Source organism: Bacteroides sp. D2 (genome assembly GCF_025147085.1).
Lineage (GTDB): Bacteria > Bacteroidota > Bacteroidia > Bacteroidales > Bacteroidaceae > Bacteroides.
Genome location: NZ_CP102261.1, coordinates 3,907,710 through 3,922,695 on the forward strand (window position 1 = coordinate 3,907,710; position 14,986 = coordinate 3,922,695).

Consider the following 14,986-nt stretch of genomic DNA (forward strand, 5'->3'; position numbering starts at 1 on the left):
TTAGCAGACAAGAATAGCATTGAATTTGCAGCGTGCCATACACATGCCGCACTTGATACATTTATCAGGAGCAATGACATGTGGCTTACGCACCAGTCCGCTGATAGCATCCGCCGGACAGTTTTTGGCGCATAGATGACAACCAATGCAACGTTCCGGACTGATGGTATATGTTAATAGTGATTTACATTGCTTGGCGCGACAAGTCTTATCCCGCACGTGCTCCATATATTCATCGTAGAAGTTATCCAATGTGGATAAAACGGGATTCGGAGAGGTTTGTCCCAGTCCGCAGAGGGCCGTATCTTTGATGACTTGTCCCAAAGTGGCAAGTGTGTCCAGGTCTTTTTCTGTGCCTTTTCCTTCTGTAATCTTGTTCAGTAGTTCCAACAGACGTTTGTTTCCAATGCGGCAAGGTGTGCATTTCCCGCAGGACTCTTCCACTGTAAAATCCAGATAAAAGCGGGCTACGGATACCATGCAGTCGTCCTCATCCATGACAATCATCCCTCCTGAACCCATCATGGAACCGGTCGAGAGAAGGTTGTCAAAGTCAATGGGAGTGTCCAGATGTTTTTCTGTCAGACAGCCGCCTGACGGTCCTCCTGTTTGTACAGCTTTGAACTTCTTTCCGCCTTTGATGCCTCCTCCGATTTCGTAGATTACTTCCCGAAGAGTAGTTCCCATCGGCACTTCGATCAGTCCGACATTATTAATCTTTCCGGCAAGAGCAAACACTTTGGTTCCTTTGGAACGTTCTGTGCCAATCGTTGCAAACCAGTCGGCTCCTTTGGTTAGAATAATGGGAATATTGGCAAGCGTTTCCACATTATTTACATTGGTTGGTTTTCCCAGATAACCGGATTCGGCAGGGAAGGGAGGTTTCAGAGTCGGCTCTCCCCGTTTTCCTTCCATCGAATGAATAAGGGCAGTTTCTTCTCCGCAGACAAAAGCTCCGGCTCCGTATCGTATTTCTATGTCGAAACTGAAATCTGTTCCTAAGATATGATCTCCCAATAATCCGTATTCGCGTGCCTGATTGATAGCTGTTTTCAGTCGGTTGATGGCTAACGGATATTCCGCACGGATATATACTAATCCTTTGGTGGACCCGATGGAATAACCGCAGACACACATCGCTTCTACAATCGAATGTGGGTCGCCCTCCATTATGGAACGGTCCATGAATGCACCGGGATCTCCTTCGTCGGCGTTACAAACCACGTATTTGACATCCGACTGTTGTTTGTTGGCAAATTCCCATTTCAGTCCCGTCGGGAAACCGCCACCGCCACGTCCGCGAAGTCCCGAACGTTTGATAATATCAATAACGTCCGTCGGCTGTTTGTTAAGCAGGCAATCGGCCAATGCAAAGTATCCTTCACGGGCGATATACTCTTCAATATTTTCGGGATCGATAAAACCACAGTTACGCAATGCGATGCGGAGTTGTTTCCGGTAGAAATCCATGTGCTTGGAGTCGCTGACGGTATGTTCCGTTTTAGGATCTACATACAGCAACCGTTCGATTCTTCGTCCTCCGATGATATGCTCGTTGATGATTTCTTCCGCATCTTCGGGAGTGACTTGGGTGTAAAAGGTATTATCGGGGATAATTTTCACGATAGGACCTTTTTCACAGAAGCCGAAACAGCCTACGGTGATGACTTCTACTTTATCGGTGATTTCGTTCTTTTTGATGGCTTTTAGAAGATTGTCTGTAATACCCTGGCTGGAAGATGCCTTACAGCCTGTACCACCGCAGATCAGAATCTGAAGATGTTGCGCACCGGATGCCAGTCCGTAACACTTTTCAGTCACCTTTTCATTACTTTCTTCGCGCAATGAAAGATTGTGCTCTGCTCTCTTCCTGATTGTTGCCAAATCATGGATAGATAAAATTTTCATAAGTATCAGAATTGTTAGTCGGTTTTTTGCAAATATAATTCTTTGTTTGAAATAACAGCGTAGTCTCGTACAAATAAAATTGTTCTTTGACGGAGGATTTAGGTAAATAAATCTCTATCTTCGTATTTAATAGGTATCAAACCTAAAAAATATAACTGAAGTATGAGACGAATTTTACTTGGACTATGTTTTCTATCCTTTCTGAACAGCGCATCCGGACAAGAGATTCCTTTGCCGGAAAAGATGCCGCAGACACATCCGCGGGTACTGACTACTCCGGCGGGAAAGCAGGAAACATGGAAGCTGATTAAAAAAGAAGAATGGGCGAAAGATGTTTTCAATAAATTGAAGGAACGGACGGAAGTATATACGAACCTGACGGATGCTCAACCGGCGTGGTTGCTGTCTCGTTTGGCAATGTACTGGAAGTCTCATGCCACGGAAGTATATGTGAAAGGTGAAACGTTCGACCATGCAGGTGGTGAAAGAGCTCCTTATCCCACTGTGCGCTACACGGGAACCCGTGGCACAGCTGCCACCCACGGCCGTCCCAAATTGGCGGATGTCGTTCCTTATGATGATGAGGACGGGAATGTCACTTTCTGCAATAATGCACTTCCCGACCGTCCTATGGAGAGTGTACACCCATCCAAAACAGGCCGGAATATTGAAAGCCTGAACTGCGAAATCCTGGGAATTGCCCGTGATGCCGCTTTCCTTTATTGGATGACGGATGAAGAGAAATTCGCTAAACTTGCCGCAGGGGTCTTTGATACATATATGACAGGTATTTATTATAGAAACGCGCCCATCGACCTGAATCACGGCCATCAGCAAACATTGGTAGGATTGACTTCTTTCGAAGTCATCCATGAAGACGCACTCCATATCGCTGTACCTTTATACGATTTTCTATATAATTATCTAAAGGCCAATTACCCGGATAAAATGGAAATCTACGCCGGGGCTTTTAAGAAATGGGCGGATAATATCATTGCGAACGGTGTACCTCATAACAACTGGAATTTGCTACAGGCACGGTTTGTTATGAATGTCGGATTGGTATTGGAAGACAATAAAGAATATGCCGACGGAAAAGGACGTGAATATTATATCGACTATGTGATGAACCGTTCCAGCATCCGCCAGTGGAGTCTGACGCGATTGGCGGATTATGGTTTCGATATAAATACGGGAATTTGGGCAGAATGTCCGGGATATAGCAGTGTGGTAATCAATGATTATGCCAATTTCGTGAATCAGTTTGATACGAATCTGCAATATGATTTGGTGAAAGCAGTGCCTGTATTGTCGAAAGCGGTAGCAACCACTCCCCAATATCTGTTTCCCAACCGTATGATTTGTGGCTTTGGAGATACGCATCCGGGATATTTGAGTACGAACTTCTTTATCCGTATGATACAGAATGCACAGGCGAACGGGAAGAAAGAACAGGAAAACTATTTCACGGCTTTATTGAAATGCCTGAACCCGGATTTGGGAAATGATAAAACAGAAAAGAAGAATGTGCGTGTATCTGTCAATTCTTTCTTTGAAGATAAACCGCTGACGCTAAATCCCAAAGTGCAGCCGGGAAAGATAGAAGATTATGTTTCTCCTTTGTTTTATGCTCCCAATGTGTCATGGCTGGTACAGCGTAACGGTATGCATCCGCGCAACAGTTTGATGATTTCGTTGAATGGCAGTGAAGGGAATCACATGCACGCTAACGGCATTTCGATGGAACTTTACGGAAAAGGATACGTATTGGGTCCGGATGCAGGTATCGGGCTTTTCCTGTATAGCGGACTGGATTATGCGGAATATTATTCTCAATTCCCCAGTCATAATACAGTTTGTGTGGATGGAATATCGAGCTATCCGGTGATGAAAAGTAACCATTCTTTTGATTTGCTTTCCTGTTTCCCGGCATCAGCGGAACCGGGCAAAGCATTTACGTCCGTTACTTACAGTAACCTTTATTTTCGTGAACCGGAAAGCAGGGCGGATCAGACCCGTATGATGAGTATTGTCACTACTGGGGCGGAGACGGGGTATTATGTCGATGTATTCCGCAGCCGGAAAGAGAAAGGAGGCGATAAGATGCACGATTATTTTTATCACAACCTTGGGCAGACTTTGACATTGACGACAGCAGATGGCAGCGACCTGAATCTCCAGCCTACGGAAGAACTCGCCTTTGCAGGCGCACATCTTTACGCTTATTCCTATTTATATGATAAGAAAGTGGCTGTGACCAATAAGGATGTCAAGGCAACTTTCACCATAGATATGAAAGATAAGGACGGCGATGATATATACATGAATCTTTGGATGAAAGGCGAACCGGATCGTGAAGTCTTTACGGCTTTGGCGCCAATGACCGAAGGGCTAAGCCGTACACCGAATATGCCCTATAATATAAAGGAGCAGCCGACGCTGACATTTGTTGCCCGTCAGCATGGAGAAGCTTGGAATCGTCCTTTTGTCTCGATATATGAACCGAGTACGAAAAAGGAACCGTCTGCTATTCAGTCTGTTTCTTATTTTGATGCAGAAGGAGCAGGTTTGGAAGACTTTGCCGGTATCTGTGTGAAAAGCAAAAACGGACGTATAGATCATATCTTCTCTCTATCTGATGCTGCACAAACCGCTACTTATCAAGGAATGAAAGTGAAAGCGGATTATGCTGTTATCAGCAATGAATATGCAGGAAACCGGACGTTGTTTTTAGGGAATGGAACCCAATTGGTTGCACCCGGGGTAATGATTCAGACCGACAATGCCGCTAATGTATTGCTCGAAAAGAAAGAAGGGAAATGGTATATTATTTCTTCTGCTCCCTGTACGGTTGTTATCGGCGATAAGAAGATAAAATCCGATGCTGCGTCGGAGCCTATGTTGTTGCGTATCTGATGTTTCATTGGTAATAAAGAAAAATTGTATATCTTATCCGTAGTATGGTATATTATGGCCTAAGATGGAAATTGTTGCAATAAAAAACAAAAAAAGCGTGTTTAAACGTTTTTAATACTATATTTTTTCTAATTTTGTGGCTTTCTGTCCAAGTAGTATATAAAATGGACAGTAAGCCCTTTTTTGTGGGTAAATATTTAGTGGGAAATATTTAGTGGGAAATAAATGATGGTATATGTGATGAGAAATGGTCGCAGGGTAATAGCTGCGTTATCATTTCTGTTATTATGTTGTGGTGTACATGTGCACGCACAACGGGTGGCTGTAAAGACAAATGCATTGGGTTGGCTGACCGCCAGTCCGAATGTAGAAGCAGAATTTGTATTGGGTAGTCATGTCTCCTTGAACATGGGGATTGCTGCGAACCCAATCAGTACAGACAACTTTAAAACGACTTTCACGCATTTTCAGCCTGAAGTTCGTTACTGGCTAAATCGTCCGATGGTGAGTCATTTTCTTGGAATCACCGCTTTCGTGAATAATTTTGATATGATGGTAAAAGATGTGCATCACAAAGGCGATGCATACGCCGCTGGTTTGACCTATGGATACGCATGGGTGCTGGGCGATCATTGGAACATCGAAGCAACTGCCGGAGTGGGTGTGTTGCGCTACCGTCAGTTTAAGTATGATAAGGGTACTCCGAAACCGGGTGCGGTCAACGATAGTAAGACCACCATTGCACCTGTCAAACTGGGGGTATCCTTTGTTTATATTATTCGATAACGAACATTAGCTAGTCAGAAAAGAGAATGAAAATCAATTTGAAACGTGATAGATTAACAGGTATACTTCTCGTGGCGATGATGTTCGTCGGTATGAATGTATCCGCCCAACGGATCCGCGTGCAGGGGCATATCACAAACCCGCAGGGAAAAAGTGTTCCGAATGTAAATGTGTTGAATCCGGTCAATGACGAACGTATAGAAATGTCCGACGAGGATGGTCGTTACAGTGTCTTGGTTGAGAAAAACGGCTCGTTGAAGTTTACATGTGTCGGTTATGAAGACAAAACAGTGAAGGTGGCAGGAAAGCAGATTCTGAATGTAGTATTGAAAGATGCCGTCATCGAACTGGACGAAGTTACGATTACTTCCAAAGTGAAGGACAAAGTGATTCCGGAACCTACGGACATCGAAATCAAAGGTAATTATTTTCATCTGAAAACCCGTGTCCCGGTGCCTAAGGAGATGTTTAACTCACATCGTCGCTTGGTATTGCAGCCTTCCATTTATGATGTGACACTGAAAAAGCGTCTGTTGATGCGTCCTGTTGTATTCGACGGGGATACTTATAATACAACGCAAAATCGAATGTACGATTATGATATGGATAAAGATCCTTTGCACGATTACATCCGTGTGAAAACTACTTCTTCACGCAAGGGGGATATTATTGCTTACCATGATTCTATCTATATAGAATATCTGCAACATGACTACCGTGCAGATGTGCATCTGGCGATGGAAAATTACCGGAATATCATTTATCGTGACTCTTTCTCCATTGCACGCGGAACGGTCAACCCGCTTCGTTTCTTGGAGTATAAATTCTCCGCTTTCAGCCTGACGGACGAGAAATATCTTCCGAAACCCGTGATGCAGTTGCGGGATACGAAAGGTGAGGTAAACTTAACCTTCCTGGTAGGTAAAGCCGACCTGGATGATAAGAATCCACAAAATCAGGTGGAACTGAACCGATTGAATCAGGAATTACGTGCTATTGAGACGAACCCGGATGCCTCTTTGAAGAGTTTTCATATTACGGGGGTGGCTTCGCCGGACGGTTCTTACGCGACGAATCTTCGTCTGGCAAAATTGCGTACGGATAAGGCCCTGGAACGTATACTGGCACAACTGGACCCGGAAACACGTAAACTGTTGGAGGTGAAATCGGATGCATCGGTTGCCTCCTGGAAGGAGGTAGCTGAATTGCTGAAAAAAAACTCCAAGCCGGAACTGGCTAAAGAAGTAGAGGACTTAATCAAACAATATGCAGCTACTCCTTACCGGTTGAATGGGGTCTTGAAATCGAAACCTTTCTACAAGGAACTTGCGGCTACTTATCTGCCTAAATTGAGAAAGGTGCAATATACCTATGGTTATTCAATCTTCCGTTCTTTGACGGACGACGAGATTAGAGAACTTTACAGAAAGAATCCGAAGCAACTGACCCGTTTCGAATATTACCGTATGATTACGACAGCAAAAACTCCCGACGAAAGGGAAAAGTATTGCAGGGAAGCTCTTGAACTTTATGATAACTTTACGTATGCAGCCAATGAACTGGCAGTGGCAACGATACAGAAAGATACTCCGGATTCACGTATTCTCGAACCGTTTGTCAGTAAATCGGCACCGGCGGAGTTATTGTCCAATCAGGCTATTGCCTTGCTGCATGAAGGGAAATATACAAAAGCAGATTCAGTCTTGACCTTGGTTCCCGAAGAAGCGGTTTCTGAAGATTTGCAGGCCATTGTTCAGGCATTGGCCGGTTATTATAATGATGCTTTCGAAAAGGTGGCGGCTACCAGCCCTTTCAATGAGGTGGTGATGCTGCTGGCAATGAAGAAGAATCAGGAAGCATGGGATAAGATTTCTACCATGGATGTAGAGACCGCCCGCGAATATTATATAAAAGCGATTGCCGCCAACCGCCTGGAGAAAATAGGTGATGCGATTATGAGCATTGAGAAGGCCCTTGAACTTGATCCTTCCTTATTGGAAGTAGCGAAGGTGGACGGTGATATTATTGACTTGCTGCCGGAAGAGCAGAAAATTAAATAATGATATATACAACAAGAGTAAACGATGAATATCTTCAGAATCAACAATAAATATGTAGCAGTGGCAATCTTCCTGATGCTTGCTGTTACCTTACAGGCACAGGATTATGGTGCATTGCAATATATGTTACAGAAACGGCCTGCAAATGAAAAGTTCGAGAGCAATAAATTCAATGAACATCTCTTTTTCTCTGCCGGAATAGGGCCATACAGCTTGTTAACAAGTGGAGATAGTCAGGATGGAATGGGAATGACCGCCCATCTCTTTATGGGAAAGTGGATTACTCCGGTTCATGGACTTCGGATAGGGGTGAATTTAGGTTATCTGCCGTCGAGTATCTACGATTCTAAAATAAAAATGGGTGGCGGCAGCCTGGACTATCTGTTGAATATGTCCTCCCTGGCATACGGATACAATGCAAACCGTTGTTTTGAGTTAGTAGGGATTGCAGGTATAGAAGCCGGTTATTCTAAGGTGGGCGACAATAGCGATCGTTCCGAAAAGTATCCGGATTTGAAAGGCGGCGGTCAGCTTTATTACGGCGCTCATCTCGGTTTACAGGGAAATGTACGTCTTTCTTCTACATTGGATTTGTTTGTAGAACCGCGGATCGGATGGTATAATGACGGTTTTGCGTATACGGAAAGTTGGAGAAACTATAAAATGGCTGGTTCGGTTCTGGTAGGTCTGACCTATATGCCTGCTGCTCCGATGGGAACTAAGATTCATTTCGATGATTTCGATAAAAGTTCCTTCCTGAATCATATGTTTATCTCTTTATCCGGTGGTATCAGTACACTGAAAGTTCCGGGAATCAAGAATACGATTAAAGGATTAGGTCCCCAGTTCTCTGCCGGAATCGGTAAATGGTTCAGTCCTTCTTCCGGTCTGCGTTTGTCCGGGACGGTTGGACTTTCAGACACCCCTTCGGGCAGTGCAAGCGGCTACTTTAAACATGTCGATCTGCATGCGGACTATCTGTTGAATATCAATAATGTTCTTTGGGGATATGATGAAGACAGAATATTTAGTCTGATCGGTATTGCCGGAGTTAACCTGGCAGGTACGAAAGGAGTGGATAAAACCGCCAAGTATGCTCCGGGAATAGGAGTCGGTGTGCAAGGAAGTTTCCGTATCAACCGTTCTGTGGATTTATTTATAGAACCTCGCCTCAATGTGTATAATAAGAGATATGCAGGAGGTCGCGGAGTAGGTGGCAATACGGATCAGCTCGGAGAGTTGAATTTTGGTTTGACTTATCATACGATTGACCGTGCGGCACGTCCGAAGAACGGATTCTCAAGCAATCACATCGCAGACAATCTGTTTATGACTTCGGGAATCGGTGTGCAAATGTTCCTGAATAAGACGAATCTTGAAAACCTTGGTTCTTTAGGTCCGCAGGCTTCTGTCTCTATCGGTAAGTGGTTGAGCCCTTATTCCGGTTTGCGCCTGGTGGGTACGGGTGGATTCTTTACGAACTATGTAGTTCCGGGAAGTGTTAAAGCGGGCAAACTTAGACATGCCAGCGTCAGTGGTGGTCTTGATTACTTGTGGAACATAACGTCTACCATGAGTGGATATAATCCCGATCGTATCTTTGATTTAATAGGTTCGGTAGGTGTCAACCTTGCTTATACTTCCAAATCAGACCATAAGTTCCAACCGGGTATTAATGCAGGCATACAGGGATTATGGCATGTGAATGATTTTCTCGGTTTGTACATTGAACCGCAGATTCGCTTGTATGGAGATAAATTCATTGAAGGTAATCTGGGCTTTATGCAGAAAGACGTAATGGTAGGAGTCAATGCAGGTTTCCACTATCGCTTTGTTCCTTATTCAAAAGCAGCCAATCGCAGCGTGTTTGGTCAGGATGACAAGCGTTACTTCATCTCCGGTGCACTTGGATTGGGTAGCTTGCTCGTAGCCAACAAAGATTTGGTGAAGAATGCAGGTGTAGAAGCAAAAGGAAGCATAGGTAAATGGTACACTCCGTTATCTGCATGGCGGGTAAATGGAACAATTATGTACAAGGCCAAAACGTCGTCGAAGATGAATCTTCATTATGCCGGTTTGGGTATGGATTATATGATGAGTCTGGCCACATTGGCAAAAGGATACAGCCCCGACCATGTGATAGATGTTGTTCCTTTTGTGGGAGTTACGGCCGGACTGGTACGCCGTTACGGTAAGTTCCGAGCAGTGCCGGGACTGGATGCCGGTGTGCAGGTAAAGCTGAAAGTGGCTTCTTCTTTGTATCTGTATGCCGAACCTAAAGTCGGTATCCGTACCGATACATACGATGGCTCCGAACAGGGAAGACCTGACCGCGTAGCTTCCATGGTAGGTGGATTATTGTACAGATTCAAGATGCCTACTTTCCAATAAGAAGAAAAATAAGAAATCGAATAAAAAGGGTTGCGCAATACCGGATTAGTGATTGTGCAACCCTTTTTGTATTCCATTTCCAAGAAATTACGGTTACATAAACGTTACATTAATATTACTTCCATTTCTACCTGATAATGAATAAAATGAATCTTTAGAATTCATTTTCTCCCTTGCTATTCTCCTCTACTTTTGCTCCAGAAATTAAAACGAAAACGTATGAAAACGATTACTGAAGCAATATCGAAACAAAGTTCAAACAGAAGATTAGCCGATTTCCTCTTTATTCTATGGGCAGGTGGAGCAGCCCTTCTTTCTTACTCACTGGTTTATACATTGCGCAAACCTTTCACAGCTGCTACTTTTGACGGGATAGAAGCATTCGGCTTTGATTATAAAGTACTGGTTACTATCATTCAGATAGCAGGTTATCTGATAGCCAAGTTTATAGGTATCAAGTTGATTTCCGAATTGAAGAGAGAGAATCGCCTGAAGTTTATACTCGTTTCCATTGCCGTAGCGGAATTGTCATTGGTTGCGTTCGGAGCACTTCCCACTCCTTATAATATGTTTGCCATGTTCTTCAATGGATTGTCATTGGGCTGTATGTGGGGAGTTATTTTCAGTTTTATCGAAGGTCGCCGCACTACGGATATTTTGGCCAGTCTTTTAGGAATCAGTATTGTTATCAGTTCGGGAACGGCAAAATCCATCGGATTGTTCGTTATGAATACATTGAACGTCAGCGAATTTTGGATGCCGGCACTTATCGGTGCTTTTGCACTTCCTTTATTGGCTCTTTTGGGATATAGCTTAACCCGTTTGCCACAACCTACGGCACAAGATATAGAACAAAAGAGTAGTCGTGTAACTCTGAATGGCAAGCAACGGAAAGAACTGTTCATCGACTTTATGCCATTTCTTGTATTATTGTTTGTAGCTAACCTAATGTTGGTAGTGCTTAGAGATATTAAGGAAGATTTCCTGGTGAAGATTATTGATATGAACGGACAGTCCTCATGGATGTTTGCGCAGGTAGATACAGTCGTTACATTAATAATTCTGGCGTTATTCGGAGCGATGGTCTTTGTGAAAAGTAACATAAAAGTTTTGGTTGCCCTGCTGGGATTGGTCGTACTTGGGACAGCCACCATGAGTTTTATATCTTTCAATTATGATTCTCTGCAATTGGATGCAATCACCTGGCTGTTTGTCCAAAGTCTCTGTCTGTATATTGCCTACCTCTGTTTTCAAAGCATTTTTTTCGACCGCTTCATCGCTTGTTTCAAGATAAAAGGAAATGTCGGTTTCTTCATTGTGACCATTGATTTTATCGGATATACGGGAACTGTACTTGTCTTGATGTTCAAAGAATTTGCCCATGTAGACATAAACTGGTTGGAATTTTATAATATATTATCCGGTTACGTAGGACTGATCTGTACGGTTGCTTTCACCTGCTCCATGATTTACCTGATACAGCGCTATAAAAAAGAGAAACAGCTGAAGAAAGCGAAAGAAGCCGAAATGAGCAACGGGATAAAATTTACGGGAGAAGGTATGGAGCCAACTACTTTTTCACAAATTTGATAAAAGGTGGACGATGAAAATAATAGGACTATATTTGAAATTCTCCTTCCTTCTATCTCTAATACTAACGACTTCCCGGATAACGGCACAGAATCTGCCCGATGGCATACAATATAAAATCACCGGGCGTCTATTAATGGATGGAGGAGTGTATCTGAAGAATCCGAATAACTTTGGCAACGGCACGGAATTTAATGACCTTCGCATCGGTGTAAAAGCTACCTATCAGAACTGGGGAATGAAACTGGAAATGGGATATGCCGGAAACAAAGTAGCCATCAAAGATGCTTTTGCCACCTATTCCTATAAGAATAGTTCCATTCAGATAGGACAATTCTATGAGCCATTCAGTCTCGATATGATTTGTAGTACATTTGATCTTCGCTTCAACCAATCTCCGGGAGCTGTGCTGGCATTGACAAATAGCCGACGTATGGGAGTAGCCTATTCCTATCGTACCCAATATTACTATCTGTGTGGCGGATTCTTTACCGATAATGATTTGAGCAACCTGAAAAACGCATCGCAAGGATATGCCATTGACGGACGTTTGGTTTACCGTCCACTTTATGAGCAAGCGAAACTGATACATATAGGATTAGCAGCTATCCATCGTACACCGGACGGCACGCTTCCCGAAGATGAGAACAGGAATACGTTTACTTATAAATCTCCGGGCGTGAGCACGATTGATAATCGTACATTAATACAAGCAGATGTAGATCATGCAGCATCCCAATTTAAAATAGGAACCGAACTGCTAATTTACTATCATAAATTCTTTCTTCAGGGTGAATACATCCGCGCCCATGTAAAACGGGAAAAGGGTTTTGAGAACTATACGGCACAAGGAGCTTATCTGCAATGTTCCTGGCTATTGTTGGGACAGAATTATCTGTATGACGAAGAAGTAGCCTGTCCCGGAAGACCGGAAGGAAAAGCACTTGAACTATGTGCCCGTTTCAATTATCTCTCTCTGAATGATGCCGGAATAAAAGGCGGAACACAGAAAGACCTCTCCTTCGGATTGAATTACTATATCAATAAACACATTGCTGTCAAATTGAATTATAGCTACTTCATCCCCGGCTCGCATATCAAAGAGATCGAAAGCACAAACTTTAGTGTAGTACAGGGACGTTTTCAATTCATATTCTAGTACTTGGCAGTTCCGTTCGAATAAAGCTATAATAAAGAATAGGAAGGTGTATTGTATACTAGTTTTACTAAATGTTTCAAAGACATATTGAGAGCACTGCCGACTCAATATGCAGAACCGTATGTAAAAAGTAAAAAATAAGAAGACAGAAAAAACTGGAATGTTCTAGGTAAATCTCCTTTATTGTTCGTAATAGACAATAAAGGAGATTTTTTGCATTGGTTATTTTTTCTATAGTTTCTGTTACCAGTTTGCCAACCTGGGTGGAATAGAAAGTATAGTTTTAGAAAGAACTTCAATAAACAGAATAATTAAAATATAACATAGTTTAGTGATATGAATATAGTAGGAGTTTTATCAGGTAAAAGAAAATGTTTGTTAGCAATAGCTATTGCATTTTCGACATTCGGGAATGCCCAATTAGTAACCTATCCGGAAGGATTGAACACTGGTATGCCACATAATGATGATTATACAGTCAAAGTACGTGAAGCAGGCGGTGAATGGAAAGATGTATTCGAATATGAAGTCCAAGTAGATATGGATCGGGTACAATCTGCTTCAATGGTACAGTTTGATATAGGCAGTCCCGTAGAAGTGATGGTGAAAAAGAACAATGGCACCATTCAGGATGTGAAAATCCGTCCGTTAGCAATAGGTATACAACATACGGTAAACCACAATGCTATCTTTTTTACACTCACTAGACCTCAATGCCTGTCGATTGAGTTTAACGGTGATCGTTTGCATAATCTTCATTTGTTTGCTAATCCTTTGGAAACAGAAACTTATACTGAAAGCAGTGACAAAGTAATGTATTTCGGACCGGGTGTCCATCGTCCGAAAGATTTGCCGAACACACAGATACAGATTCCTTCCAATACTACTGTTTATTTAGCTCCCGGAGCTGTTGTAAAAGCTAAATTAGTGATTGACAAAGCTGAAAATGTACGCATTGTCGGGCGTGGTATTCTCGACCATCCGATCCGTGGAATAGAAGTTACCCATTCTAAAAATATATGGATTGACGGTATTACAGTTATAAATCCAGATCACTATACAGTATTTGGTGGTGAGTCTACAGGGTTGACCATCAATAATTTAAAGTCTTTTAGTTGTAAAGGATGGAGTGATGGCATAGATCTGATGTGTTGCAGTGACGTATTAATAGACAATGTTTTTATGCGGAACAGTGATGATTGTATTGCCATCTATGCCCATCGCTGGAACTATTACGGAGGAAGTCGTAACGTGACTTTACAGAATTCAATCCTTTGGGCGGATATTGCTCATCCGATCAATATTGGAGGACACGGTAACCCGGACGATAAGGTTGGAGAGATTCTTGAGAATATAACTGTCCGTAATGTCGATATTCTGGAACATGATGAAGATGATCTTCTTTATCAGGGCTGTATGGCAGTGGATTGCGGTGATAAAAACTTGGTACGCAAAGTATTATTTGAGGATATCCGTGTAGAGAATATTCAGGAGGGAAGATTGTTTCATATTAATGTTCGTTTCAATTCAAAGTATGATAAGCAACCCGGCCGGGGAATTGAAGATATTATTTTTCGGAATATCATTTATAATGGAGTAGGGGAGAATCCATCTCTATTGAAAGGGTTTGATAAAGAACGTTCCGTCAAGAATATCATCTTCGATAATGTGATTATCAACGGCATGAAGATGAAAAATATAGATGATTTTATCACGAATGAATACATAAAGAATATCACAGTCAAATAGCATAATCTGGTATATGAAGTATGAATGGAAAAATCTCTTTGTATTAGGTGCAAACTTCTTTTCTTCTAATATCAAACTTTCTTTAGGTTAAACATAAACTATAAATGCAAGTTTCATTTATATAATTAGAACTTGCAATTATATAAATGAAACTTTCGTTTATATAATCAAAGCTTGCAATTATAGATTTCTATTAGATAAGAGTAACTTTAGTATTAGAAGGAAAGAACTTTGCAATAGGAAGATAATAACTTATCTATTAATAGATGAGAGCAAAGCTGCACTGGAATCAGAATTAAGGAGTCTGGAAGAGAACCATGAGTATAAATACAAGAGTTTTATTCCCGGGTTTATGCTAATCAAAGTAAATGTTTCATTCACTTTGAACTCCTTTCTATTACTAAATACTATCTTTGCTTATCACTTG

8 protein-coding genes are annotated in these 14,986 nt (G+C 42.3%); 7 read left to right on the plus strand and 1 reads right to left on the minus strand.

The window, feature by feature from the left end:
- Nucleotides 1-1,908, minus strand: a complete 1,908-nt coding sequence (gene nuoF, locus NQ505_RS13865) for an NADH-quinone oxidoreductase subunit NuoF (RefSeq protein WP_009000856.1) — start codon at nt 1,906-1,908, stop codon at nt 1-3.
- 162 nt (nt 1,909-2,070) lie between these two features.
- On the opposite strand from nuoF, the gene NQ505_RS13870 reads away from it, so the two are divergent.
- The 7 genes from NQ505_RS13870 (at nt 2,071) to NQ505_RS13900 (ending at nt 14,559) form a co-directional block, all read left to right on the plus strand.
- Nucleotides 2,071-4,824, plus strand: coding sequence for a heparinase II/III family protein (locus NQ505_RS13870; RefSeq protein ID WP_009000857.1), 2,754 nt, complete (start codon nt 2,071-2,073; stop codon nt 4,822-4,824).
- Nucleotides 4,825-5,064: 240 nt separating this feature from the next.
- Entirely contained in the window at nt 5,065-5,610 is a 546-nt protein-coding gene (locus NQ505_RS13875; protein ID WP_004305849.1) for a DUF3575 domain-containing protein, read from the plus strand.
- 26 nt (nt 5,611-5,636) lie between these two features.
- Entirely contained in the window at nt 5,637-7,670 is a 2,034-nt protein-coding gene (locus NQ505_RS13880; RefSeq protein WP_004310198.1) for a tetratricopeptide repeat protein, read from the plus strand.
- Between the two features lie 24 nt (nt 7,671-7,694).
- Nucleotides 7,695-10,061: a hypothetical protein gene (locus NQ505_RS13885; RefSeq protein ID WP_004316053.1), complete on the plus strand. Its 2,367-nt coding sequence runs from the start codon at nt 7,695-7,697 to the stop codon at nt 10,059-10,061.
- A gap of 219 nt (nt 10,062-10,280) precedes the next feature.
- Nucleotides 10,281-11,651, plus strand: a complete 1,371-nt coding sequence (locus tag NQ505_RS13890; RefSeq protein WP_004316051.1) for a DUF5690 family protein — start codon at nt 10,281-10,283, stop codon at nt 11,649-11,651.
- A 13-nt stretch (nt 11,652-11,664) separates the two neighbouring features.
- Entirely contained in the window at nt 11,665-12,810 is a 1,146-nt protein-coding gene (locus tag NQ505_RS13895; RefSeq protein WP_004302334.1) for an OprO/OprP family phosphate-selective porin, read from the plus strand.
- 336 nt (nt 12,811-13,146) lie between these two features.
- On the plus strand, nt 13,147-14,559 hold the full coding sequence (locus NQ505_RS13900; RefSeq protein ID WP_009000858.1) for a glycosyl hydrolase family 28 protein: 1,413 nt from the start codon (nt 13,147-13,149) through the stop codon (nt 14,557-14,559).
- The last annotated feature ends 427 nt before the right edge of the window (nt 14,560-14,986 follow it).

Bases quoted from the DNA above. Each gene is read 5' to 3' on its own strand.
- nuoF (WP_009000856.1), bottom strand. From the start codon at position 1,908: ATGAAAATTTTATCTATCCATGATTTGGCAACAATCAGGAAGAGAGCA.
- NQ505_RS13870 (WP_009000857.1), top strand. From the start codon at position 2,071: ATGAGACGAATTTTACTTGGACTATGTTTTCTATCCTTTCTGAACAGC.
- NQ505_RS13875 (WP_004305849.1), top strand. From the start codon at position 5,065: ATGAGAAATGGTCGCAGGGTAATAGCTGCGTTATCATTTCTGTTATTA.
- NQ505_RS13880 (WP_004310198.1), top strand. From the start codon at position 5,637: ATGAAAATCAATTTGAAACGTGATAGATTAACAGGTATACTTCTCGTG.
- NQ505_RS13885 (WP_004316053.1), top strand. From the start codon at position 7,695: ATGAATATCTTCAGAATCAACAATAAATATGTAGCAGTGGCAATCTTC.
- NQ505_RS13890 (WP_004316051.1), top strand. From the start codon at position 10,281: ATGAAAACGATTACTGAAGCAATATCGAAACAAAGTTCAAACAGAAGA.
- NQ505_RS13895 (WP_004302334.1), top strand. From the start codon at position 11,665: ATGAAAATAATAGGACTATATTTGAAATTCTCCTTCCTTCTATCTCTA.
- NQ505_RS13900 (WP_009000858.1), top strand. From the start codon at position 13,147: ATGAATATAGTAGGAGTTTTATCAGGTAAAAGAAAATGTTTGTTAGCA.